General features: G+C 64.0%; 21 protein-coding genes. 8 read left to right on the forward strand and 13 right to left on the reverse strand.

Going from position 1 to position 23,937, the window contains the following annotated elements; all coding sequences use genetic code 11:
• Positions 1–133: 133 nt before the first annotated feature.
• Positions 134–538, reverse strand: coding sequence for a hypothetical protein (locus BOX37_RS26825; protein WP_206045718.1), 405 nt, complete (start codon positions 536–538; stop codon positions 134–136).
• A gap of 27 nt (positions 539–565) precedes the next feature.
• Positions 566–2,194: a peptide chain release factor 3 gene (locus tag BOX37_RS26830; RefSeq protein ID WP_071930061.1), complete on the reverse strand. Its 1,629-nt coding sequence runs from the start codon at positions 2,192–2,194 to the stop codon at positions 566–568.
• Between the two features lie 141 nt (positions 2,195–2,335).
• Between BOX37_RS26830 and BOX37_RS26835 the strand changes: the two genes are divergently transcribed.
• Positions 2,336–2,800, forward strand: coding sequence for a pyridoxamine 5'-phosphate oxidase family protein (locus tag BOX37_RS26835; protein ID WP_084760158.1), 465 nt, complete (start codon positions 2,336–2,338; stop codon positions 2,798–2,800).
• On the opposite strand, the gene BOX37_RS26840 is transcribed toward BOX37_RS26835, so the two are convergent.
• Both BOX37_RS26840 and BOX37_RS26845 read right to left on the reverse strand, forming a co-directional pair.
• Entirely contained in the window at positions 2,740–3,153 is a 414-nt protein-coding gene (locus tag BOX37_RS26840) for a MerR family transcriptional regulator (protein WP_071930063.1), read from the reverse strand. The genes BOX37_RS26835 and BOX37_RS26840 overlap by 61 nt on opposite strands.
• Before the next feature lies 1 nt (position 3,154).
• On the reverse strand, positions 3,155–4,675 hold the full coding sequence (locus BOX37_RS26845; RefSeq protein WP_071930064.1) for a SulP family inorganic anion transporter: 1,521 nt from the start codon (positions 4,673–4,675) through the stop codon (positions 3,155–3,157).
• 525 nt (positions 4,676–5,200) lie between these two features.
• On the opposite strand from BOX37_RS26845, the gene BOX37_RS26850 reads away from it, so the two are divergent.
• Positions 5,201–6,721 carry a SulP family inorganic anion transporter gene (locus BOX37_RS26850; RefSeq protein ID WP_071931913.1) on the forward strand — a complete coding sequence of 507 codons (1,521 nt, stop codon included), beginning with the start codon at positions 5,201–5,203 and terminating at the stop codon, positions 6,719–6,721.
• A gap of 287 nt (positions 6,722–7,008) precedes the next feature.
• On the opposite strand, the gene BOX37_RS26855 is transcribed toward BOX37_RS26850, so the two are convergent.
• Positions 7,009–7,599, reverse strand: coding sequence for a polyamine aminopropyltransferase (locus tag BOX37_RS26855; protein WP_240505463.1), 591 nt, complete (start codon positions 7,597–7,599; stop codon positions 7,009–7,011).
• Positions 7,600–7,780: 181 nt separating this feature from the next.
• A complete protein-coding gene (locus tag BOX37_RS26860) occupies positions 7,781–8,677 on the reverse strand; it encodes a decaprenyl-phosphate phosphoribosyltransferase (protein WP_071930066.1) in 897 nt (298 codons plus the stop codon).
• A gap of 319 nt (positions 8,678–8,996) precedes the next feature.
• Here BOX37_RS26860 and BOX37_RS26865 point away from each other — a divergent pair, with 319 nt between their 5' ends.
• From BOX37_RS26865 to BOX37_RS26890, 6 genes are all read left to right on the forward strand, one after another.
• A complete protein-coding gene (locus BOX37_RS26865) occupies positions 8,997–9,887 on the forward strand; it encodes an FkbM family methyltransferase (protein WP_167659992.1) in 891 nt (296 codons plus the stop codon).
• Positions 9,884–11,215 (forward strand): glycosyltransferase 87 family protein, encoded by a 1,332-nt coding sequence (locus BOX37_RS26870; RefSeq protein WP_084760163.1) that lies wholly within the window; start codon positions 9,884–9,886, stop codon positions 11,213–11,215. The genes BOX37_RS26865 and BOX37_RS26870 overlap by 4 nt, the downstream gene beginning before the upstream one ends.
• 32 nt (positions 11,216–11,247) lie before the next feature.
• Positions 11,248–11,436 (forward strand): DUF2795 domain-containing protein, encoded by a 189-nt coding sequence (locus tag BOX37_RS26875; RefSeq protein ID WP_071930068.1) that lies wholly within the window; start codon positions 11,248–11,250, stop codon positions 11,434–11,436.
• A 29-nt stretch (positions 11,437–11,465) separates the two neighbouring features.
• Complete coding sequence (locus tag BOX37_RS26880) at positions 11,466–13,625, forward strand: HelD family protein (RefSeq protein ID WP_071931915.1); 2,160 nt, start codon at positions 11,466–11,468, stop codon at positions 13,623–13,625.
• A 96-nt stretch (positions 13,626–13,721) separates the two neighbouring features.
• On the forward strand, positions 13,722–15,038 hold the full coding sequence (locus BOX37_RS26885; RefSeq protein ID WP_167659993.1) for a glycosyltransferase family 87 protein: 1,317 nt from the start codon (positions 13,722–13,724) through the stop codon (positions 15,036–15,038).
• A 568-nt stretch (positions 15,039–15,606) separates the two neighbouring features.
• Positions 15,607–16,764: a glycosyltransferase 87 family protein gene (locus BOX37_RS26890; RefSeq protein WP_276207271.1), complete on the forward strand. Its 1,158-nt coding sequence runs from the start codon at positions 15,607–15,609 to the stop codon at positions 16,762–16,764.
• Positions 16,765–17,750: 986 nt separating this feature from the next.
• Here BOX37_RS26890 and BOX37_RS34750 read toward each other — a convergent pair.
• The 7 genes from BOX37_RS34750 to BOX37_RS26930 all read right to left on the reverse strand — a co-directional run bounded on the left by BOX37_RS34750 (position 17,751) and on the right by BOX37_RS26930 (position 23,907).
• Entirely contained in the window at positions 17,751–18,116 is a 366-nt protein-coding gene (locus tag BOX37_RS34750; protein ID WP_167659878.1) for a hypothetical protein, read from the reverse strand.
• A 131-nt stretch (positions 18,117–18,247) separates the two neighbouring features.
• Positions 18,248–18,370: a hypothetical protein gene (locus BOX37_RS35885; RefSeq protein WP_276207221.1), complete on the reverse strand. Its 123-nt coding sequence runs from the start codon at positions 18,368–18,370 to the stop codon at positions 18,248–18,250.
• Between the two features lie 226 nt (positions 18,371–18,596).
• Complete coding sequence (locus BOX37_RS26905; RefSeq protein WP_167659994.1) at positions 18,597–18,941, reverse strand: DUF4254 domain-containing protein; 345 nt, start codon at positions 18,939–18,941, stop codon at positions 18,597–18,599.
• A 621-nt stretch (positions 18,942–19,562) separates the two neighbouring features.
• On the reverse strand, positions 19,563–20,288 hold the full coding sequence (locus tag BOX37_RS26910; RefSeq protein WP_071930073.1) for a chymotrypsin family serine protease: 726 nt from the start codon (positions 20,286–20,288) through the stop codon (positions 19,563–19,565).
• A gap of 507 nt (positions 20,289–20,795) precedes the next feature.
• Positions 20,796–21,818 (reverse strand): hypothetical protein, encoded by a 1,023-nt coding sequence (locus BOX37_RS26920; protein ID WP_206045719.1) that lies wholly within the window; start codon positions 21,816–21,818, stop codon positions 20,796–20,798.
• 208 nt (positions 21,819–22,026) lie between these two features.
• Complete coding sequence (locus BOX37_RS26925) at positions 22,027–22,920, reverse strand: ROK family protein (RefSeq protein ID WP_071930076.1); 894 nt, start codon at positions 22,918–22,920, stop codon at positions 22,027–22,029.
• A gap of 33 nt (positions 22,921–22,953) precedes the next feature.
• On the reverse strand, positions 22,954–23,907 hold the full coding sequence (locus tag BOX37_RS26930; protein ID WP_156910556.1) for a hypothetical protein: 954 nt from the start codon (positions 23,905–23,907) through the stop codon (positions 22,954–22,956).
• Positions 23,908–23,937: the final 30 nt, after the last annotated feature.

A 23,937-nucleotide genomic window follows, 5' to 3' on the forward strand; every position in this document is an offset into this window, starting at 1 on the left:
ATACTTCGGGCCGTTCGCCCGCAACGGCCCCTGGCGGGGCCGTACACAGTTTTCACTGTCGGCAAGGCTTTCACTGTAGCCTCTGGGGGTTGCCCCGCCCGGCAAAGATCATCTGTCGCCTCCCCCGGTGTGATCAGGATGGCAACGTGCTGGTGTAGCGGCGCAACCCGGCCATCACGCTCAGCGCGGCAGACAGCGTCGTCGGCCACTGCTCGACACTGGCTTTCCAGGCTGAGCGCAGCGAGACACTCTCCGCCAGCACATAGACCGGTCCCTGCCCCCACCGAGTAGCGACAACGGTGCCGATTCGATCGAGGTCCCCTGTCCCGGGGGCTCCGCCGGGCAGGAACTCGACTGTCAGCAAGGCACCGGAGGACAGGAGATCGTCTTCTAGACCGAGACCAGCGGCGTCGAAGCCACGCATCTGCTCGCGGGCTCGCCGATTCTCCGGAAGCGGCGCGTGGGGATAGGCCAGGTTGTAGGCGTGCAGGGATGGGAACCGTTCGGCCACGGGCATGGCGGGATCTACTTCGGGCACAGAGATGTCTCCTTCGCGACAGTAGGGTCAGGCGGCCGCGACCAGGGGTTCCAGGACGAGGTCGGGATGTTCTTTTTCGATGGCGGCCAGGCGCCATCGGTCGGCAAACAGGGCCAGTAGGGCCCCATCGGTCCGCGTGAGCACTTCCACCGACCGCTGCGCCTGCAGCTCAGCGACGTCCTGTGGCCTGGTGCGCCGGGCGATGGTGTATTTGAGGGGCTCGAGTTCGACCGGGGTGTTCAGTTCCGTGGCCATGCGGTGGGCGAAGACTTCGAATTGCATCGGCCCGACTGCGGCGAGGACGGGAGCCTGTTCGCCGCGCAGGTCCGAGCGCAGCACCTGGATCACGCCTTCTTGTTCGAGCTGGGTGATGCCGCGCCGGAACTGCTTGTGCTTGCCCGCGTCCGCGGCACGAGCCACCGCGAAGTGTTCAGGGGCAAAACTCGGGATCGGCGGATAATGCACCGGAACTTCGCGATACAGAGTGTCACCGACGCGTAGCGCGGTCGCGTTGACCAGGCCGATGACATCACCGGGGTAGGCGACGTCCATGGTGGTTCGTTGCTGACCGAACACTGACTGCGCGTATTTGGTGGTGAATGGCTTGCCGGTCGCGGCGTGCACGACGACGTCGCCACGCTCGAACGCCCCCGAGCAGACACGGGCATAGGCGAGTCGATCGCGATGGGAGGTATCCATCCCCGCTTGCACCTTGAAGACGAACGCGCTGAACGGATCATCGAGTCGCCGAGGCTCGCCGTCGATATCGAGTTGCGCGGCGGGGGCGGGGGCATAATGCACGAGCACGTCCAGCAATTGGCTCACTCCGAAATTGAGAACGGCCGCGGTGAACAGCACCGGCGTGGTGGTGCAGCCGAGGAAGGTGTCGCGGTCGTAGTCCGCACCGTCGGCGGCCAGTAGCTCGCATTCCTCGACGGCGGTGGTCCACTGCGCATCGGCGATCGTCAAGGCGTCCCCGGCCGATAGGACTCGTTCCGGGGCGATGGTGGCGCCGCCCGCGGTCCGCACGAAATGAATGAACTCGCCTGTGCGACGGTCTAATACACCGTGAAAGGCACCCGCATAACCGACCGGCCAGGTCAGCGGCGTGGGGCGCAGACCGATCCGCTGCTCGATCTCGTCGAGCAGTTCCAGCGCGTCGCGCCCGGGCCGGTCCCATTTGTTGATGACCGTGATGATCGGAATGCGCCGGTGCCGACATACTTGGAAAAGCTTGAGCGTCTGCGGTTCCAGACCCTTGGCGGCGTCGATCAGCATCACTGCACAGTCCACCGCGGACAGCACCCGGTAGGTGTCCTCGGAGAAGTCGGCGTGGCCGGGGGTGTCGAGCAGGTTGATCACGCAGTCGGTGCCGTCGGGTGCGCGGTATCCGAATTGCAGGGCGGTGGAGGTGATCGAGATGCCGCGTTCCTTCTCCATCGTCATCCAGTCCGACACCGTGGACCGTCGGCCTGCCTTACCGTGGATCGCACCCGCTTCGGAAATCACCCGGGCATGGAGGGCCAGCGCTTCGGTCAGCGTCGACTTTCCGGCGTCGGGGTGACTGATCACCGCGAACGTTCGGCGGCGTTGCGCTTCTGCGAGCACTGATGGCTCGTCGAAACCAACGGTCTGACTGGGGGCCGTCCTGGCCATCGGCACTCCTCGTATCGGAAGGTGCTTGGTGGCGGTCGGCCCCGCGGCACGTGGCCGGTGCCGCGGGGCGGAACGCGATCCACACCTTACACTACCCTTACGCAAGGGTAGAGTGAAGGAGATGATTGAGGAGGCGGCGCAATGGTGAGGTCCGACGTGGCGAAGCTGCACGCAGCGCTCGCGCCGCTGGACACCATGATGTTGACGACCATCGACCGCGACCACCGGCTGGTGAGTCGTCCGATGGCGGTGGAGTTCGCTGAATTCGATGGGCTGGTGCGATTGTTCGCACCGATCGGCGCCCCCGTGGTCTCCGATATCACCGTCCGGGCTCGTGTGAGCGTCACCTATACATCGGCAGAGCTGTCGGTGTCGATTGCCGGTCTGGCCGGCGTCATCCGCGACCCTTATCGGATTGCTCGGTATTGGCATCACGGGCTCGATCGGTGGATACCGGGCGGGCCGAGCAGCGCGGTGGGTATCGAGGTGATCGTGTTCGAAGGCCGGTGCTGGAAGGTTCCGGCACCGGCCTCGAATTCAGACGATCAAGCCTGGGTTTCCGCCGGGTCTCGTGCGATGAGAAACGCGGTGAACTCCTCGGCGTAGTCAACTTGGCGACGCAGCTTCGCACAGCTCATGGTCGCGGCCGTGTTGCATTCGCGCACTACCGAACTCGCGTGCGCGCGGAGCTCGGCGCTACTGGCCGAATCATCGAGGATATCCAGCGCTTCGAGCAACTCACGCATCTGCTCCAAGGTGAAACCGAGCGGCTTCATCCGGCGAATCACCAGCAGACGCTCGACGTCGGCTTCGGTGTAGAGGCGGAACCCGCCCGCGCTGCGCGCCGACGGAGTCACCAAACCAACCTCGTCATAGTGCCGAATCGTCTTGATCGACAGCTCGGTTCGTTCGGCAACCTGGCCGATTTGCAGATGCGCGCGGTCAAGGGCGTCGGCCATGTCAGTGCCCGCCCGCCAGGTGCCCGCTGAGCCGTCCGTGGCGCTGTTCGGAGGCTTCGTTGAGGCCGACGATCTCAACGTTCTTGCCCTTGGACTCGTACTTGGTGGTGATCGCGTCCAACGTCGCGACGGTGGAGGCATCCCAGATGTGGGCGTCGGACATGTCGATGACGACATTGCGCGGGTCGTCGACGTAGTCGAACTGGTAGATCAGGTCGTTGCTGGAGGCGAAGAACAGCTCGCCGTGCACCTTGTACACCCGGGTGTCGAAATCTCCATCGTGGTCGGTGTCGGCGTCGCCGATCTTCTCGACTTCGGTGAAGTGAGCGACGCGGTGCGCGAAAGCGACCATCGCAGTGAGGACACCCGCGATCACGCCATAAGCGAGGTTGTGGCTGACAACGGTGATGACGACGGTGACCAGCATGACGGTGGTCTCAGCGATCGGCATACGGCGCAACGTCTTCGGCGCAAGCGAGTGCCAATCCATCGTGCCCACTGAGACCATGATCATCACCGCGACCAGCGCCGCCATCGGGATCAGCGCGACGATGTCACCGAGACCCACGACCAGGATCAGCAAGAACACACCGGCCAGGAACGTCGAGATGCGGGTGCGTGCACCGGATTCCTTCACGTTGATCATGGTCTGGCCGATCATCGCGCAACCACCCATACCGCCGAAGAACCCGGTCACCACGTTCGCCACACCCTGACCCCAGCCCTCGCGGGTCTTGTCGGAATGAGTATCGGTGATGTCATCGACGAGCTTGGCGGTCATCAAGGATTCGAGCAGGCCGACCAGTGCCATCGCCAGCGCGTAGGGGGCGATGATGCCCAACGTCTCGAAAGTGAACGGAACATCCGGGATCAGCCAACTCGGCAGGCTCGACGGAAGGTCACCCTCGTCGCCGACGTTGGGAACATTGAGCGAGAACACGATGGTCGCGGCGGTCAGTAGCACGATGGCGACCAGCGGAGCGGGCACCACATTGGACAGCTTGGGCAGCAACACCATGATCGCGATACCGAGCGCGACCATCGGATAGACCAGCCACGGCACCCCGAGCAGATGCGGGATCTGCGCGGCGAAGATCAAGATCGCCAACGCGTTGACGAACCCGACCATCACACTGCGCGGGATGAATCGCATGAGCCGCGCCACGCCGATCACGCTGAGCACGATCTGCAGCACGCCCGCCAGGATCACCGTGGCGATCAGATAGTCGAGCCCGTACTGCTTGGCGACCGGGGCGATGACCAGCGCGATCGCACCGGTCGCCGCGGAGATCATCGCGCGGCGACCACCGACGATCGAGATCGTCACCGCCATCGTGAACGACGCGAACAAGCCAACTCTCGGGTCGACACCGGCGATGATCGAGAACGAGATCGCCTCCGGGATCAACGCGAGCGCGACCACCAGGCCGGCCAGAATCTCGATGCGCAACCGCTTCGGACTCCGCAGCGCGGCCATCACCGACCCGTCGGTTTCCTTGGCGGTGGACACAGCTGTCCCCATCGGCGAGCTCCATTCGGTCGGTCGCGCAGGTGGCCATGCGGTCACGGACCGGCGCGGTGGAATCGGTGATGCGAGCGGTCGGCGACGACGCAAGCGCGACGATGCTGGACATCACCGGCCACGCTGCCGTGTGACGAACTTCAGCTAACACTCAGCGGGATGAATATACCCTCCCGTACGAGTAGCTTCACAATCCCCTCGTGGGGTTCGTGTCGGAGGTCTCACTTCCGAGCCTCCGCAATAACACACCTGGCCGCGCCGTCGAGACCGGTAATACACAACATCGCGCGAATGAGAGATGGAACACGGTTCACCTCCACGCCTTGCAACCCTCCCCTCACCGGAGGGTAGGGTTGCGATCGCCGAGTGATTGCTGATCTCGACGCCTACCGGCAATGTCGCCGGAGCGACTTCGGTCTCGATCCGTCTCGAGAGTCCCGCTCGGCCTCTCATGAACTCTCTTACCGGTGAGCACTGCGCTCGCTCGGTGGCGCCCGCGCGCCGCATATATGGAATGGAGTGCCGATGGTGTCGATGACACATCGACCAGATGATGCCCCGGGCTCGGTGCTCGCAGCGCTACGCAGCCCCAAACGGTTGCGGATCGAAGTCGTGGCCGGTTTGGTGGTGGCGCTGGCGTTGATCCCGGAGGCGATCTCGTTCTCCATCATCGCCGGAGTGGATCCTCGAGTGGGGTTGTTCGCCTCGTTCGTGATGGCGGTGACGATCGCGTTCACCGGCGGACGCCGAGCCATGATCTCGGCCTCGACGGGCGCGATCGCTCTGGTCATCGCACCGGTCGCGAGAGACTACGGGCTGGACTATTTCATCGCGACGGTGATTCTGGCAGGCCTGATCCAGGTCACCCTCAGCGTCGTTGGGGTGGCGAAGCTGATGCGGTTCATCCCGCGCAGCGTGATGGTCGGGTTCGTCAACGCGCTGGCCATCTTGATCTTCACCGCGCAGATCCCGCACCTGCTCGGGGTGCCGTGGCTGGTGTACCCGATGGTCGCACTCGGTCTGCTCATCATGGTGCTGCTGCCGAAGCTGACGTCGGTCGTGCCCGCGCCGCTGGTAGCGATCGTGTTCCTGACCGGTGCCGCGATTGTCTTCTCGCTCAACGTGCCCGACGTAGGCGACGAGGGCGAACTGCCATCGAGCCTGCCGTCGCTGTTCCTCCCTGATGTGCCGCTGAACCTCACGACCCTGGGCATCATCGCGCCCTACGCGCTGGCTATGGCCCTGGTCGGACTGATGGAGTCGCTGATGACCGCCAAGTTGGTCGATGACATCACCGACAGCCATTCCGACAAGACCCGTGAGGGCTGGGGTCAGGGTGTGGCGAACGTGGTGACCGGCTTCTTCGGTGGCATGGGTGGTTGCGCGATGATCGGCCAGACCATGATCAACGTGAAGAGCTCCGGTGCACGCACCCGGATCTCGACGTTCATGGCGGGCGTGTTCTTGCTGGTCCTCGTGGTCGGCCTCGGCGATGTCGTCGCGCTGATCCCGATGGCCGCACTGGTCGCGGTGATGATCATGGTCTCGGTCAGCACCATGGACTGGCATTCGATCACCCCGAAGACGTTGCGACGCATGCCCAAGAGCGAAACGATCGTCATGCTCGTCACCGTCGTGATAACCGTGGCCAGCCACAACCTCGCCTACGGCGTGATCGCCGGCGTCCTCACCGCCATGATCGCCTTCGCACACCGCGTCGCCCACTTCACCGAAGTGATCAAGGTGCACGAAGCCGACATCGACCACGACGGCAACATCGACACAAGGGTCTACAAGGTCCGCGGCGAGCTGTTCTTCGCCTCGAGCAACGACCTGATCTACCAGTTCGACTACGTCGACGACCCGCACAACGTCATCATCGACATGTCCGACGCCCACATCTGGGATGCCTCCACCGTCGCGACCCTGGACGCGATCACCACCAAGTACGAATCCAAGGGCAAGAACGTCGAAATCATCGGCCTCAACGAAGCCTCCGAGGAACGCCACGGGCGACTGAGTGGGCACCTGGCCGGATCGCACTGACAAACCCGCGTCTACATCCACCGACGCCTCAGCCTCAGGGCCGGGGTGTCGGTGTCCGAGCTTCGGCGGGCGGCACCGTGATCGGCCTATCGATCGCCGTGCTCGCCCGACGCTGGGCGCCACCGCTGGCCGATGTTATCGACCCCAGCCGCACGCGCTCCACCGCTCGGCATCAGCGAACGGAATCCGATTGAGCCTGAATTGGTCTCGCTACGGTCAGGCAGATGTGCAACGGAGCGGCTTACTGCGACACCGTCGACGTCCTATTGCAGAATGCGAGGGTGATATCATGCTCTGGTTGCGAGATAGATCGTGGCCGATGCCTGGCCACGAGTCAGTGGATTGTCGAAAAACACCCGCTCAGCAGCCACATCGGTGAAGACGTCCGCCAGGATCGCGACGAAATCCGGGTCGGGCGCCTCGTCCGACCACATCGCGAATGTGCCACCGGCCCTCAGATGAACAGATAGCTGCTGCAACCCTTTCCGGGTATAGAAGGCGGCATGTGGGTGATGCAACACATGGCGCGGCGAGTGGTCGATATCGAGTAGGACCGCATCGAAGGTCCGGCCAGGGCTGCGCGGATCGAAACCCTCCGCACCAGCGGCTGCGACGAAGAAGTCGGCGCACCGCAGGGACACCTTGGGCTCGATAGCCAACCCGGCGGTGTCGGGCAGGAGTTCGCGTCGATGCCAATCGATCACGGCATCAGAGAATTCGATCACGGTCAATGTCCGAATACGACTGTCTTCCAACACCTCTCGCGCGGTGTAGCCCAACCCGAGCCCGCCGACGACCACGTCCAGGTCGCTGCCCGGCGTTCGCGAAAGACCCCGGCGCGCCAACTCGCGCTCGGCGACGGTGAACAAACTCGACATGAGGAACTCGTCGTCGAGCTTGACCTCGAACACATCGGCTCGCACGGTCGGATCGAACCGGCGACGCAGACTGATCTCTCCCATCGAAGTCTGCCGCCATCCCAGTTCTTCGAATCGAGCGCTCATCGCAACTCCCAGTTCACTATGAAGGGACAAAAGTCATGCATCGCCATCAGACCAGTTAGACAGCTGTTCCCACCGTTGCGATCCATGCGAGGGCGAGAACCTGAAGCACCCTGTCCCCCAACGCGAGCTCCTCTGGCTCCCCCGCCGCACCACCGTCGGCGTCGATCGCGTAGCGCAGAATTGCCAAGGTGAACGGAATCATCGAGATCCCGAACCACACCGAGTCGCGAGCCTGATCTTGTTCGAACGCCCACAACCCGTAGAAGACCACGACGGCCGCGGCCGCGACGGTCCACACGAACCGCAGGTAGGTGGGAGTGTAGTAATCGAGGGACTTGCGAATCATGGCGCCTGTTTCGAGCGCAATCTGCAACTCGGCATAGCGTTTACCCGCTGCCATGAACAGCGACCCGAAGGCCATGATCAGCAGGAACCATTTCGACATCGGGATGGAGGCAGCCGCGCCACCCGCCACGGCGCGCAGCAGAAAGCCCGAGGACACCACACAGATATCGAGTACCGGCTGATGCTTGAGGCCCAAGCAGTAGGCCAGCTGGACACCGATGTAGACCGCCATCACTGCCGCCAGCTGCCCGTTCGCGATCAGCGAGCCGATGATCGAACCGGCGAACAGAAGTGCTGAGAGCCCGTACGCCACGCTCGCCGGAACGATGCCAGCCGCGATAGGACGAAACCGCTTGGCGGGATGCGCCCGGTCGGCTTCCACATCCAGGGCGTCGTTGACCAGGTAGACGCCCGAGGCGGCCATGCAGAAGACGATGAAGGCCACACCCACGTGTGCGAGGACGTCGACATCGGTGGCTGATCCCGCGGCCAGTGGTGCGGCGAGTACGAGAAGATTCTTGATCCACTGACGCGGGCGAACAGCCTTGACCACGCCGCGTACGAACGCTGTTCGGGAGACCGCTCTCGACACGATTGCGACATCCATCGCCGCCGATTTGTTCGCCGCGGCAGAGTCGGCAGGCTGTGTAGCGCCCGCGCTCACAGGATGATCCATGACAACCAATCCACTCGACAGGCACTGGTTCTGTGTATGAAGGCAGTCAGCCAGGACAGCCTGAAACGCTCTGGCTCAGAACTCTACCCTTACGCCACTGTAGAATCCGACCAGAGCCTCCGACCGGCATCGCGCCGGGACCGACCTGCGCACGAACGCACCCAAAATTTGACCCCACTATAGGACTCCATTACTTTCACTTTACATCACTCTCCTCTTACGTATGAGTAGGGTGGAGCGAAGAGGAGGCATGGTGGGCAACTATCAGGGTGGCGGTGGGCCGGTTGATCGGGCCGAACAGGCGAGCCCGGACTCGGTCAGTGCAACCGCAAGCTGTTCGCAGGGGGCACAGTCCAGCGCAACCACTCTCGCCGAGGCCAGTGATCAATTCCACCCCTCCCGTCGGGGTTCGACGCGACTTTCAGCGGCGGCGGGCCTGCTGTCGTGGCTGTCCCCACGCGCCTGGTGCATCGAAACAGAAGCCGCGCAACTGGCCAGGCTCGTCGCCCCCGGATCGGTGTGCATCGACATCGGGGCAGGCTACGGCCTGTACTCGACACTTTTCGCAGCAGCCGCCGGGCCAGACGGTCGAACATTGGCCATCGAAGCGAACCCGAGGTTGACGAAACGACTACATCGTCTGGCGACCGTCCTGCGGGCCCCGTCACTGCAGCCGATCGGGGCAGCCGTATCCAGTGCCTCGGGCGTCGATACGCAACTCTCGGTGCCGTACCGAAACAGCATGCCCGTCTTCGGTCGTGCGTTCATGCTGCATGGAGCAGCACACCACGGCCCGAACAGCGAGTTCGACCGAGATCGCCTCATCGACTTGACGACAACAACCCTCGATGAGCTGACCGAGGAATTCGGTGTGAATCGGATCGATGTCATCAAGGTCGATATCGAAGGCGCCGAGTACGCGATGTTGTGCGGAGCGCACGCCGTCCTCACACGACACCGACCTCTATGGATGCTCGAGATCGAAGAACGCCACCTTGCCAAATATGGTCACCGCGCCGCCGATGTGGTCGACCTGATGGCTTCTCACGGGTACGCGATGTACCGATGGCGCGGTGACCAGTGGCAACGGTGCTCACACGTGAGCCCCACCGCACGCAACTATCTGTTCCGCATTCCATGAGCCGACATGACACCGAGCGCCGTCCCGACACCGCAGATATCTCCCGCACGCTCTGGATTGCCCCGATCCTTTCGATCGCAGTCGCGACATGTCTGCTGGTGCCCAACTGGTCCTTCGCCGGTATCAACGGCGGCTTCCTGGACCTCGAGGTCTACCGCATCGGAATCGAGTCGCTGCGTGAGGGTTCGGGGCTGTACACCTCGCTTCCGGCCACCTCTGCCGGGATAAGCCTGCCGTTCATCTACCCACCGTTCGCGGCGATCGTGCTCGCACCCTTGGCACTTCTGCCATGGAGCGTGGCCGCGTTCGTGCTGTTCGCCATCTCCACCGGAGCACTGGCCGCCGCCGTGTATCTCGCCGCCCGCCGCATGTGGGCGCACCAGCGCGACAAGGCAATGTGGATCGCCGCCACCGTGACTCCCCTGCTGCTACTCCTCGAACCTGTCGCCGCGACTTTGGATTTCGGTCAGATCAACCTCATCCTGATGGGCCTTGTCGCCGCGGATTGCCTGACAACCAAGCCGAAATGGCGGCGCGGAATGCTGGTAGGCCTTGCCGCGGCCATCAAACTGACTCCCGCGGCATTCGTGCTGTACTTCCTGATCCGCAAGGACTACCGCGCAGCCGCGACCGCCGCGGTGACCGGCGCTGTCGCCACCGCCATCGGCTTCGCGGTCCTGCCGCGTGAGTCGATGACGTACTGGTTCGGCGGGCTCGGCGATGTCTCAGGGCTCAGCGGCTCGCCGTACCACACCAATCAGTCGATCCAGGCGATACTGGCCCGGTTCTCGGTCCCGGAGCCCGTGTTCACGCTCGTGTGGGTGGGCGCCGCCGCGGCGTTGCTGGTGCTGACCGTGGTCGCCATGCGGGCGAGCGCGACGATTCCCACGTTGGCACTGTCGTGCAATGCGATTCTCGCGCTGCTCATCTCGCCGATCTCGTGGTCGCATCACTGGGTGTGGTTTCCGGTCGCACTACTGACCATCGCCGGTCTCGCGACTTTACGGACTCGCGCCGGGCAGTGGTGGCTCGCCGCCGCCGTCGTGGCGACGATCGTGTTCGCGATCGGACCGCACAACCTAGTTCCGGGTGGCAGCGACCAGGAGATGAACTGGACGCCATGGCAACACGTGGTCGGCAACATCTACGTGTTGCTCGCCATCGCCCTCGTTCTCGTCACGGCGCTGGCCAAACCACAACCGCGCCCGGCGGCGGAGGACGAGCCCCCGCTGAAGTCGGGCAAACCGCACAGGATGACCGTGCAGCTCCTGGAAGTAGCCGATACCACTACAAACATACCCTCACGTGAGGGTAGAGTTGCGGGGTGACTAATGCATACCACGCGAACACCATCACGCGAATGACGATCATCGACGCGATCGGCCACCTCTTCGCGGAGCCACGGACCCGACAGCAGATCCTCACCGCCGCTATCCAGGAGGACGTACCCGGCGAAATCCTCGACGTACTGGAGGCCTTACCCGCCCACACGTTCAGCCATGTGCGCGACCTGTGGAGCCATCTTCCCGATCTCCCTATCGGTGACTGATCTGCCCCTTTTCGGACTCGGAGATGACGATGACCACTGTGCAAGTGACCGATGAACAGCAAGAACACCTGCATCTTGCCGAGACGATCCAACTGCTGACCAAGGAGCTCGAGCAACTCGGCGGCTCGATCGACAAGTCCGCCAAGGACATTCAGGAACGCAAGGAGTTCCTGTGGGAAAACCGCCGGAACATGGACTTCGCAGAGAAGGCCGACTTCCGCACCGCGGTGGATCTGTCGGTCAAACTCGGCGAGCGCGCCGTGCTGACCAGGGAACGAGTCAAGCGACTGCTGAAGACTCCGTACTTCGGTCGCGTCGACTTTCAGACCAGCGGCGAAGCGAGTCCCCAGCTCTACTACATCGGCGTGCACACCTTCTTCGATCCTGGGACCCAGGAAATCAGGATCCATGACTGGCGGGCCCCGGTCTCGAGTCTGTTCTACGATTTCGAGTCGGGAGCAGCATCTTTCGAGTCCCCTGGTGGCATCGTGCGCGGACAGATCGTCGGCAAACGCCAGTACAAGATCACCGATGGACGCTTGGAGTACATGCTCGACAGTGCGCTGAACATCGATGACGATGTTCTGCAGCGCGAGCTGAGCCGATCCGCCGACAAGAAGATGCAGAACATCGTCGCGACCATCCAGCGCGAACAGAACGCGGTGATTCGCAACGAAACTGCCCACGTTCTGATCCTTCAGGGTGTGGCGGGATCAGGGAAGACCTCGATCGCGCTGCACCGGGTCGCGTTCCTGCTCTACCGTTTCCGGGACACCCTGACCTCGGACAACGTCATGATCCTGTCCCCCAACAAGGTCTTCGGCGACTACATCGCCAACGTGCTACCCGAACTCGGCGAGGAGCAGGTCGCCGAGATCGGCTTCGACAAGATCGCCGACAAGTTCCTCGCCACGATCACCGGATACGAAAGCTTCAGCGAACAGGTCATCGCCCTGCTCGACGGCGTCGACGAGGCCACAACGACCCGCATGCGCTACAAGGCCACACCTGAATTCGTGGTCGAACTCGACGCCTGGATCCGTTCTCGCGCAGAGGAGTTCGCCCCCGCCGAGATCGCACAGAAGCACACCCGCGTGCCCGCCGAATGGGTCGCCGAGTCCTTCGACGAACTGCCGAACCTACCGATCTTCGCCCGCCTCGACCGGCTGGCCGACATCGCAGTCGCCCGACTGAAGAACGAAGTGGTCGACCGCGGCGGCAAGTGGACCAGTGCCGACACGACCGGTGTTCGCAAGCAGGTCCGCGCCATGTTCCCCTATCGCGACGCCTTCGCCCTGTACAAGGCGTATTACGCCGATCCTGACCGTCGCGCCCTGTACAAACCATTGGGCCGCAAGAAGGTCGAGCACGCCGATGTCTTTCCGCTGGTCTACACCATCGTCACCACCGAGCGCCGGGAACACTACGGTCACATCCGCCATCTGCTGGTCGACGAGATGCAGGACTATACCCCCATCCAGTACGCCGTACTGCGTGCACTGTTCTCCTGCAAGATGACGATCCTGGGCGATGCCAACCAATCGGTGAACCCGTTCAGCTCCTCGTCACTGTCGACGATTCAGGCCATATTCCCCGACGCCGACTGCCTCGAGCTGTGCAAGAGCTACCGCTCCACCACCGAAATCACCGACTTCGCCCAACATATCTCCCGCAACGACAAACTCGTCCCGATCGAGCGCCACGGCCGCCCGCCGCAGATCATCTCGTGCGAGACTCCGCAGGACCATCAGTCACAACTGTTGACTCTGATCGAGCAATACCATCACAGCGATCACCGATCCCTCGGCATCGTCTGTAAGACCATCGACCAGGCGCAACGGCTGCACCAAACGCTGACCGCGGCCAGGGTCGAGTTGAGTCTGCTCGGCTACGACAGCACCACTTTCGCGGCCGGCATCGTCATCACCTCGGCGCACATCGCCAAGGGCTTGGAGTTCGACATGGTCATTGTCCCGAGGGCTGATGACTCGAACTACGCCAACGAGATGGACAGAAGCATGCTCTATATCGCGTGTACGAGAGCAATGCACGAACTCCACCTGACTTACGTCGGCCAGCCCTCGCGCTTCCTAGAGTTCGCCCGAAATCCGAGCGCGCAACTCGCCACCTCGACTGCTGAGCAACACAATACCCAGGCCGCTGTCGATGTTCGCCAGATCGTCAGGTAATAGATGCCGTTCACCCACCACCCCAGGGCATCCGGCAGGGTTCGACCGGAGCCTCGTACGGTTGACGCTCGAGCCCACTCATCACAACTCGTGCGGATGGCTATCGATTTCACTCCGCGTCGGGTCCGGAATGGGTTTCGCTGTGTGGTGACTCGCCCGCGTCATGACGTCGCCCAGACCGTTGCCGTGTTCGGTGCACTGGTGTCGGTGATTCTGCTCGGCTGGTCGTCAGATCTGCTCGGGGTCCAACATGAAGACCTCGAGGTGTACCGGTTCGGTGTCGAGGCGTGGTGGTCTGGCCAAGACATTTACGGCACGTTGCCGCCGACCAGCGCCGGAGTCCACCTTCCGTTCCTGTATCCGCCGTTCGCCGTGCTCATACTGAGCCCGCTGGCAGTGCTGCCGTGGTCAGCGGCGGTGCTGACTCTCTTCTTACTCAATCTCGCCTGCCTGGTGGCCACGCTCTACGTTGTGCTGCGCGCCATCGCGCCACAGCTGTCCGTCCCGGTCGCACTGACCATCGCAGGGGCCGCGTCTGCCCCTGCGCTACTGCTCGAACCACTGCGCCAGACATTCCATTTCGGACAGGTTAATCTCTTGCTCATGGGCCTGGTCGCGGTCGACTGCTTGGCTCGCCGAACGCCATGGCCGCGCGGAATGGCCCTGGGTATAGCCGCCGCAATCAAGCTAACCCCCGTAGCGTTCATTCTCTTCTTCCTGGCCCGTAGGGACTACCGATCGGCGGCAGTTGCCGCAGCGACGGGCCTCACGGCGGGCGCGGTCGGCTTTCTTATCGACTGGGAAGCGTCAATGACCTACTGGTTCAATGGTTTCGAGCTGATGTCCTGGATGAGCGGAACGCCATACCTGACCAATCAGACACTCGAGGCCAGCATCGCCAGATACGATCTCGGCGAGCCGACGCAGACGATAGCTTGGGCCGGACTGACGCTCACGCTGCTCGGCACGGTCTGGTTCGTGATTCGCCGCTCGGGCGCCGCGCTCAGCATGCTACTCATTGCCGCGTTCGCGCTGCTGGCGTCCCCGACCTCATGGTCGCACCACTGGGTATGGGTGGCCCCCGCGATCGTGCTGATGGGCGGATACGCGGTCGATCGCTGGGAGCGAAACCGCACAGCCGCGATCTCGTGGCTGTGCGCGGCGACCTTTACAGCAGCGCTGTTCTACCTGGCGCCGTTTGCTCTGGTCCCCGGCAGTGCTGATCGCGAACTCGCATGGACGGTGCCCCAACAGTTCCTCGGCAACTCCTACACCTGGTTCACGATCCTGCTGATTTCCGGCTACGCCGCAGCCTCAGCCGCACACCGAGACCGTCCGCTCGCAGGTACAACCGTTCGGCGCGACGTCGAGCCCAATCAGCCGTCCAGGTGGGCTGATCGGAGTTGTGATTAGAACTACCTGGAGGTTGCCTGGTGCACCGCGGAACTCCTGGCCGGAACGAGTGCCGTCAATATCGCGGCCACAATGATGTCACGGTGCCCCGCTCCCGCGAAGGTGCCCCGCGAGGACGCCGGTCGGTTGAGACAACGAACCAACAGCTGCCGCATACCATTTCGGTCCGAGTTGGTCGTTCAACCGGCTCGGCAGCGGATGCGTCGACCTGCGGCCATACCAGATCGAACAGTGCACGGCCGACCACAGGCCGTGGTCCTGCATCTTCGCGAAGGCTACGCCCACATCCGCGAGCTATGGACACAAGCTCTTCCCAGCGCATCCACCGAAACTGAGTCACCGCAGGTACATCCACGGCAACCACCTCGAGCGACAGGGGATCGAATCAGGAAGCCGCGCGAGGTGACAGAGGTGGCCGACTCTACTATAACGTAATAGTAGGTATTGCGGTTACTAGGAGGCTTAACCCTTGCGTGTTCTGAGACAGGTCAATATAAGCGCGCTGCGCACTACTGCGCGGCGACGCTGGTTCCTCAGGACGGTATGGACACTGGGGGCGCTCGCCACGGTGGCACTGTGCTTAGAGCTCGCAAGACAGGGCCGGGACGGCTTCCAGATAGATCTGTCGGTATATCGCGACGCTGGACTCGCGTCCCTCACCGGAGCCACTCTCTACTCTGAGGATTTCCCCACAACGACTGGACTGCGGTTCATCTACCCTCCGTTCGCAGCGCTGTTGTTCGCTCCGATGGCGGCACTCGACGTGACAGCGCTGCAACTGGTATGGATAGCGATCAATCTGTCGTTGCTGGCGTGGATTCTCCAGACGGTTCTGGCGCGCCTATCGGCGCCGAAGCCTGGTTTGCTCACCGTCGCCCTCCTCGCACCGGCGTTGTTACTCGAGCCGGTTCGGTCGAATTTCGGGTACGGTCAGATCAATCTCGTTCTGATGGCACTGGTGCTCGCAGACTGTCTTGATCGCACACCCCGGAAATTGCGCGGCGTCGGTATCGGACTCGCGGCAGCGATCAAGATCACTCCGGCGGCATTCGGATTGGTGCTGCTGATGCGACGTGACCACTCCGCGCTTGGTCGCGCCGCCGGGGCGTTCCTCGTCACCGTCGGAGTCGGATTCTTGTTCTTCCCCCGGGATTCGCTGTACTTCTGGACCAGCGAGTTCTTCAATACCGACCGAGCGGGCAACCACGCCTATGAGCGAAATCAAGCGATCACCGGGCTTCTGGCGCGCGCGGGCGTGGACGGGATAGTCAAAGATGTGGTGTGGATGGTCTTGGCGGCGGCGGTCGTCAGCATCGCGGCCTGGAGCGCACACCGATTCACACTGTCCGGCGACCACGTGCCCGCGGTAGCGGTGATCGCGCTGGCGACATTGCTGGCAGCCCCGATCGCGGTGACCCACCACTGGGTGTATGCGATCATCCTCGTGCCATTGCTGGTGGTACCACAGTACCGGAGATGGCGTCGCATGCTGGCCGTAGCGACTATCGCATTTATCGCAGCGCCTTACGATCAGTTGCCTCAGCGGGGCGACGGTTTCGTGGAGATGGTCGTCAGATCCGCCATCGGAAACGCCCAGCTATTCAGCGCCGCAGCGCTACTGGTCGCCGCCTACGCCGCCGCACGCACCCCGCCTCTACCCGATGCGCCGCGCGTGCACCAGGAATCAGTCGGCGCGACCGCTAGTGCAGCCGGTCGACCTGCATGATCACCGGCTAGTGGTTCCAACGGTGAACCGTCGGGAATATCGGCAACGCCACGACGAGCCTTGTCTCCGTGCTCGCCCGAATCGCTCCCCAGCTCTGACTGCCTCAGTCCTCGAACGACAACGACGTGACGTTGCTACTCGGCAATGGTGCCGAGCTGGATCAGGCGGCTGTCGAACTGCCCAGCATCGGGGCCCGGCCCAGCAGGGTTTCGACAGAAGAGCACTCACGCCAACGGGTACTGGCGTGGCTCGATGTTTCGCTTGCCGGTCCAAGCATCCACCCACCAGCACAGGCGATTCGCACCTGCCGCGCAGCGCCCCTATCACGACAGGTGGATTGATCGGCCGTTCCTATTGGCGCGATAGGTGACCACGGGCAGGGTTTGGCGGATTCGACCCGTACCAAAGTAACACCAAGAATTCAACGTGAATGCCCGTGATCATCTGTGCACAGCCGTGCATCCGGCGTCGGCATCGTCGCAGGTAGAGCACCCATCGTGATCCCCAATGACCGGCTGTGAATACCGACCAGACCCCGAACCAACAACCGCCAAGTCTGGGTTCGAGTCCCAGTGGGGGCACTCTTGCGCCGCTGGTAGATGGCCGGTCGGAGCTGCACCCCGGCTCAACTGGCCTGCTCAGTCCGCCGTGAGGCCGCAGCAGCGCGAGCCCCTTGTCCATCGCCGCGGCCACCGGATCGAGATCCTCGTCGAACAGATTGCCGTACAGGTCGAGAGTCAGCGTGGCCGTCGCGGACCGGGTCGCAGCCTTCGCGCTCGGCGGTGCGGTGGTCGGTGTGCCCGAACGGACTTGGCGGCGCAAACAGGCACGCGCTGGCGCATCGGGCCTGGGGACACCGCAAGGCGTGGGCGATGTGCCGCTGTGACGGGCACCAGGTATCCCAGGCGACAGTGTTACGGCGCCTGCGTGATGAGGGTCTGTTGCTGTCGGCAGCGACTCACACACCACTGCGAGATACTCGAGTATCAGCAGAATCGGGCCAGCGGTTTACAGACCACCCAGCCCTCGCCGTCCGGCCGGGGCGACACCGTCCAGCCCGCAGAAGTGCCCGAGCCGCTCCCATTCGGCTGGTTCGACTGCATACGCCCCCTGGCGTCCTCCCGGGCTTGCCGCCTGGCCTCGGCCTGGTCGGCCAGGGTAGTCGGATTGGAATCGTTGTACAGGCTGCCGTTGTGGTGACCTTTCGGGTCGATGTGGCGCCATCCTGCGGTGTCAGGGTTCGCGGCAGCGGTTCCCGAACCGATCAGGAGCGCGGCACCGGCCACCAGGACAGGCAGAACGCCCGCGCGCCAGTACCGGCTCACAGCGCCACCGAATGCGACAGTAATCATCAGCTACCTCCAGCAAAGCTACCCTTGTGTGATGCGCCGTTATTCAGCGGCACAAAGAACAGTGTGCCACGTATCGAGGCACACCTCGTGCGGGTATTCCCAGTGCTGGATGGCCAGTGACACGGCGCTGGTCAGACCACTGCGGCGAGTTCGATGATCCGCTGGGCGCCGAGGCGGGCAAGCAGGTCTGGTGGGTCTCGGCCCAGGGGGTGGTGGTGCTGCGCGGTCGCGTAGGTGAGGGTCGGGCTGGTCACCGCACCATAGGTTTCAGTGCTGCGCTTGCCGATCGAGGCAACGGCGCAGACACACCCGGCGGCGAAGTCACGGACCACTGAACGCCGGCAGCCGACGCGAGGAACCGCGTGCGCCGCGCGGTGGAGACGCTGCGGCCGGGCGGGAACCCGACGATTCGATCACTTGCCGCGGTAAGCCTGAAGGAAGCCGGTGGATCCGGCCGGAACACGATGTGGGAGTGTCAGTTCACATTCCGGGCAGGTACTGTCGGCCGTCGTACACCTGGCACACCAGATCGCTGTATTCGAGCTCGAGTTCGGCCAGGCGTGTCCATGCCGCGTGCATGTGTTCACCGGAGACATCGCCGGTCATCAGCAGCTGAAAGGCCGCCGCGGCGGCGATGGCCAAGCGGTCGACGACCTCGCCGAGAGTTTCGTCGTGCCGGTGAGCGGTGCGGCTGGGGCACGGCAAGTTCTCTCGCGCCCACGCGTTGATATCGGCGACAATCTCGCTGCGGCACTGGGAGGTTTCCTGCGTCCATTGCGACCGATCACGGGCGTTCTGGTGGAGTTGGACGAGTTCGCGAGCCATTCGGCAGATCTGACCTCGGGTCGGCTGTCCGCCCAGCGCGCACAGCAGTTCACTGCCGCTGGGCAATGTGGGACACGTGGCGGCACGCTCGACCGACGGATATGGTGTGCTCCCCGACCAACGCCGACGAGATCCGTGGGGGTTGCAGGCCCGACGACCGATGTACATCGCTACATACCTCCGTCTGGAAAATGATCAGATGTGGAGAGTGAGCCGGGCGGTGTGATTCGTCGCCTCGGCGCGGCTTCTCGACAGCCGGGCGGCTTCGCGTGTGGCCGAATCCAGGTCTTCGAATGGGTTCCGATACATGCATGCACACTTTCGAGCCGAACCGGGCGATGGCGTGTCGTCGCTCCATTTGCCGAGCAGTTTCGAGGCTAATCAGGGTGTGTGATCCGGGAAACGTCCTCAATAGCCACAGTTCGGACGGCGAGTTGTGCCTTGCGCACATTTCAGTTCTACCAAGGGCGGTCGGCTGTTTTTCGAGGCGCCGACTTCGATCTGCACCCGCGTGGCGGTAAAGGCTCACCTCTACGCCGCCGCGGACCGAGGCCGCCGGATCTGAGCGGTACCTGTGCACGCCAACAGGTTTCCATCATCGTCGGAAAACGGATGCCGTTCTCACCGGACTCGGTACCACTTGAACGGTTCGTTCGCCGCGGGACCGTAGCGTTGAATCTGATCGAAGAGCCAGTCGGCGGGCTCGACGATCGCCTCGCGATCACGATCGTTGACGTAGGCCATCGCGATCCCGACGAACGCCGCGTGACCGTCGGCCGTGTGCCGGTATACGACACCGCCCGAATCACCGTGCTCGAACCACAGATCCCGGGTGGTGTAGATGACGCCCTCTTCGACCTTCGTGACCGTGCCGCAGTTCCAGCCGGTGGTCGCGCCGATCTTGCAGACCCGCTGGCCGCGGCGCGGGTTCATCTCGACCGAACTGAGCCCGAAGGAACCCATGGACGCCGAGACACCTACACCCTCGTACAGGCGGATCAGCGCGAACCCCAGGGTGAGTCCCTGGTCCGGCTGGTAGGACTCGTACCAGCCGATCGGGTTTCCCTTGTCATCGGTGACAACGCCCGGCCGCCTGCAGTGCCCGGCCGTGACGGCGTAGCGCGCCGCCCCGACGAATCCGGTCAACCCGACCGTGCATTGGAAGCCGATGAGGTTGCCGTCCTCCTCGGTCGTGGTCCGAATCGGCAGTCCGGGATGCACCACAACCGCGCGGTTGGTGGCATCTGCGATCGGAGCCTGGTGCACGATCGCCGCGGCACCTAGCGTCGCCGTCGCCGCGATGGCCAGGAGGGTGCGAAGAACAACCGGTGGCGACCAACCGAACATCGTGCTCCTTCCCGAGTGGTGTCGGACCGCTCGACGTGGCGCCGTTGTCGCTCGCGCACGACCGAGGGAAGAGGTGGACTCGATCACGCCGCCTCCCGTCGCCGCTGGGCGACCGAGCCATGGTGGGGCCCAGCGCTTCCGGTGCTTCGGTGAGCAACCGGGGCGGGCACCGGACCGGACCGCGAGACGGCCCGTACCGCCGCCCAGACGGTGACGGCGGCGCCAGCCGCAGTCACCGACAGCAGCGTTGATGCCACGTACCAGACCGGATCGAATTCGGCGATGAACACCGGGACCAGCACGACAGCGACGAATGCGCAGGAGACAGAAAGGTTTGCGGCCCGATGTGATGTGCGGACACGACATCGCCGGGTTTCACCGATCACGCGGGTGCGCACGTCGTGTCTGTCCTTCCTCGCACCATTTGCGGACACCAATTCCTGCCCGACACAGCTGGATTCTCCCGGATTCCCAACGCAGGGAACCCGCGCCGGTTCACCGGGCAAATCAGAGATGAGAGTCGAGGACACCACGCCGCCGAATATCGGTGGTGGCGCAGTGAAATGAGCCACCGATACTCTGGACATTGCGGAACGGGCAGCGAACCGGATCGAAACCAAGGCCGGCCAGCAGGTCGGCGATATCGTCGTCCTGCGCCTCCACCACAATCCGCTCCTGATCGATGACCAGGACGTTCATGTGCACCCAATCGCTGGCCATATAGAGCGGCGGCTGCTCCCGCGGCACTGGGCGCGGCGCCGGAACGAGATCCCATTCGGCGAACAAGGAATTCCGCAGGGTGTCCGCATCGACCCAGTCGGGATTGAACAGCAGCGTACCGGGGCGCAGCGGCATGATCGTGCAGTCCAGCCGCATGGCGTGTGGATTGTCGACATCGAGCACATGGATCCGGTAGGTGTCACCGAGATGCCTGCGCAACCATTCGATGCCCGCCCGGTTCGTGACATGGCTACGCTGCGCGACGATATCGCGGCCGAACCGCAGAAAATCCGCGGCGGCGAAAGCGGGCTGGGTTTCGTTGACAGCCCACCGTGCACCGGGCATTTCGTCGACCAGACGGTCGTGATCGAGCACCTGCGGCGCCGATACCCAGTGCGCGCCCGTTTCCTGGTAGTGCCGCAGGATGGGTCGATACGCCAACGCCTCACTGCGCCGGGACCGCCAGGCCATCGGCGCCTCGACGACGTTCGAGCCGACCACCAGGAGCGAGTCACGTGGCAGCGCCGAGGTGTAGCCGCCGAGACTGGCGGGATCGACCCAGGTGGGTCGCTGCACGACGACCCCGGCCTCGGTGAGTACCCGATCGAGGTTGTCCAGCTCGGCCTGTGCCGCGGCAATGATCTGGGCGGGGAAGGGGCGGGTCGTCTCGAACAGACTCCAGTACCGGCGCGGCATGGTGGCCTCGACCATCCGCCGCGCCTCCGCGGGGAACACGGCGCCGACCGCGACTCCGATGATGATCTCTTCCAGCGGATCCCACTCGTTATAGGACCGAACCTGCGACGACATGGCGATACCTCCACCTCCCGACCCGAAGCACGGCATTTCTTACCGTCAATTAAGTGTACGCTGTTGAATGATCCGACAGATAGCGGTACCATTGGCGCAGGGTCGTTGGTCCCCTCATCACCACCGGCCCGACTGCGCAGCTGCCGCCTTCCGCAGACCACGGCAGCTGTGCAGTCATTCGGCAGGATGCCGTCCGGGAATCTCGGCGCTACTGCCGCTCGGGAGGCAGCGCGAGCAACCCGGCACCGGTCAGCACCGCGGTATCGCCCAGCTGTGAGGGCACCACCCGAAGACCGGACAGGAATCCGATCCGCGCATGCGCGGCAACCGCCGCACCCAGGGGTTTCCACAATGCGGGCCCGGCCGACGCGGCGCTGCCACCGACCACGACGCGGTCGACATCGAACAGCGACGCCACCGAAGACAACGCCTGCCCCAGCACGGTTCCCATGCGCTCCACCGCCGCACCGGCGATCGAATCGCCCGCTCCGGCCGCAGCGAGCAACGCCGCGAAACCCTCCCCTTTCCAGCCTCGTTCCTCGGCCCACCGCACGGCCGCGGACGTACTGGCGATCGCCTGCACGCACCCGCGCGCGCCGCAATCGCAGAGATCGTTGTAGCCGGACATCACCATGTGGCCGATGTTCCCGGCGTTTCCGGTGCGTCCGACCGCGACGAAGCCACCGACGATGATGCCCCCGCTGATCCGCGAGGAAACCGACACGACCAGCGCGTCGGGAACCCCCCGCAGCACGCCGTGGCGTTGCTCGGCCAGCGCCGCGCACACGCCGTCGAGCGCCATTCCCACGGTGGCCGCGGGGAATTGCTTGTGCGTGGCCTCGACCAAGCCGAAGCCGACCTGCCATTCGGCGATATCGGGCGGAGCCGCCACCCCGGCAGCCATATCTATGGGGCCGGTGGTTCCGATGCCCACGCTGATCACCTCGCTGCCCGCAGCCACCTCGGCCAGCAGGTCCCGGCAACTGTTCCACGGCGCACGCGAGGTCACCGGTACCGCCTGGACATCCTGCACGCTCCCGTCCGGTGCCACCCGGCCGGCCGCGAACCTGTCCGGGCTGATCTCCAATGCCAGAACCGTCATTGCTTGTGCTCCAATCCAGCTGTTGGTCCTCGGTTACAACTGCGGCACCGAGAGGGCGGCCAGGGTGCCCAGGTCACCGTTGAGGGTCTCGACGATCTCGTTGATCGCCAGCGCCATCGCCCGGACCTCCTCCCCCAGCCCCGCCAGGTGATCAGCCGCCAGCTCCGCACCCGCCGCCGCGGCGATCAGTTCGGCGATATCGACGCCCGCACCGGCCGTGCGCTCGGCGATCCCGGCATTGATCAGTTCCGTCTCGAGCTCGCCCAGATGCGCGTGGTAGGCCGTCAACGCACTCACGCGCGAGACCAGACCGGCCCATACCCACTCCAGTGACGTGCGCACGTACTCGGTGGCCTGCCGCGTCGTCGTCGCGGTCGCGGAATCACCGACGGGCTCGGCGAGCGGCCCGGCCACACACTCCATCCGCAGCGCGTGCTGGATGATCTGGTCGAGTTCGGCATCGAGATCCAGCCGCAGGCGATGCGACGCCAGGTAACCGCTCTGCCAAGCGGGCGAATCGGCGATGCTGTCGCGCAGTTCCACGGCTCGCGCGATGAGTTCGGGCACCGGGAACTCGTCGAACGAATCGACCTGCAACGCAGGGGCAGCGCTCGAATCGGGCACATACAGGCGCTTGGTCGCGGCCGCGACATCGCGCCGGTCGCTCGCCGTCAGCGACGTGGTGGACCGGGCAGACCACCACACCGCCGCGCCGACAGCGGTGACCACCGTGGCCAGCACGACGCCCCGAACGACCAGCGGTCCCGTTCCGGTGAGGATCAGCGCGATCAGCACGATCGACCCCAGCGCACCGGCAGCGCCCAGCAGCACGCCGGAGCCGCCGCTCCGGTCTGTTCCTCGATGGACCGGCGGATTCCCGGCCCTGCGACCGCGGTCCAGCTTCTGCCGCAGCGGTGCCGACAGCTGTCGCTCGTCGACATAGGTCAGCCAGGGCCCGTCGAAGGTGTAGTCGATCAGGCGAGTCATCGAATCACCGGCCCGAACCGGTGATCCGGC

It is taken from the genome of Nocardia mangyaensis, assembly GCF_001886715.1.
Classification (GTDB): Bacteria; Actinomycetota; Actinomycetes; order Mycobacteriales; family Mycobacteriaceae; genus Nocardia; species Nocardia mangyaensis.